The sequence below is a fragment of the Streptomyces sp. 13-12-16 genome (assembly GCF_002114215.1).
GTDB lineage: Bacteria > Actinomycetota > Actinomycetes > Streptomycetales > Streptomycetaceae > Streptomyces.
In genome coordinates this window covers 1-1,196 of record NZ_NCTE01000109.1, presented here as the reverse complement: position 1 = coordinate 1,196, position 1,196 = coordinate 1, and the positions used below count along the sequence as shown (strand labels likewise).

The 1,196-nt window shown below is 73.7% G+C and carries 2 protein-coding genes; both read left to right on the top strand.

All coding sequences use genetic code 11. From position 1 onward, the window contains the following. Nucleotides 1-546: A24 family peptidase (locus B7767_RS05280; protein WP_085571088.1), on the top strand; the 546-nt coding region annotated here is incomplete at its 5' end. Between the two features lie 69 nt (nucleotides 547-615). Further along, nucleotides 616-1,196 (top strand): radical SAM protein (locus B7767_RS05275; RefSeq protein ID WP_143652219.1); only part of this gene is annotated, 581 nt, incomplete at its 3' end.

Below are 1,196 nucleotides of genomic sequence, written 5' to 3'. Positions count from 1 at the left end.
CCGCCGTACGGACCCGGCACCGCTCCCGCCGTCGTCACCGCCCTCGTCTGCGCCGCCCTCGCCGCCGCCACCGGGACCCGGCCCGAGCTGTTCGTCTGGCTGCTGCTCGCGCCCGTCGGCGTGCTGCTGGCGGTGGTCGACTTCCGGGTGCAGCGGCTGCCCGACCCGCTCACCCTCCCCTTCGCCGGGGCCGCCCTCGCCCTGCTCGGCCTCGCCGCCCTGGCCCCCGAGCACGCGGGGGAGTGGACCACCGCCCTGCTGGGCGCGCTCGCGCTGGGCGCCGGCTACTTCGTGCTGTTCCTCGTCAACCCGGCCGGCATGGGCTTCGGCGACGTCAAGCTCGCCCTCGGCGCGGGCGCCGTCCTCGGCTGGTACGGCTGGCCGGCCGTGATGCTCGGCACCCTCGCCGGGTTCGTGTCCGGGGCGCTGTACGGGGGTGCCCTCGTCGTCGCCCGGAAGGCGGGGCGCAGGACGGCGATCCCGTTCGGCCCCTTCCTGATCAGCGGGGCCTTCGCAGGGCTGCTGATCGGCGCGTACGCGGCCTGACGTCGGCCCCGGGAACCCCCTGGCGTACGCTGGATCGGTCCGTCCACAACCCCTCCGAAAGGGACGCCGGTGACCGAGAAGGCCGACCTTCAGACCGTCCTCGACCGTGCCGCCGCCGGTGGGCGGATCACCCCCGAGGAGGCCCTCGACCTCTACCGCGACGCCCCGCTGCACGCGCTGGGCGCCGCCGCCGACGCCGTGCGCAGGCGCCGGTACGCCGGTACGGAGCACATCGCGACGTACATCATCGAGCGGAACATCAACTACACGAACGTGTGCGTCACGGCGTGCAGGTTCTGCGCCTTCTACGCGGCCCCCAAGGACACCGCCAGGGGCTGGACCCGCGACCTCGACGACATCCTGCGGCGCTGCGCCGAGACCGTCGAGCTCGGCGGCACCCAGATCATGTTCCAGGGCGGGCACCACCCGGACTACGGCGTCGAGTACTACGAGAGGCACTTCGCCGCCATCAAGAAGGAGTTCCCGCAGCTCGTCATCCACAGCCTGGGGGCGAGCGAGGTCGAGCACATGGCACGGATCAGCGAGGTGGGCGTCGAGGAGGCGATCACCCGCATCCACGCGGCCGGACTCGACTCCTTCGCCGGCGCGGGCGCCGAGCTGCTGCCCGCCCGTCCCCGCAAGGCCATCGC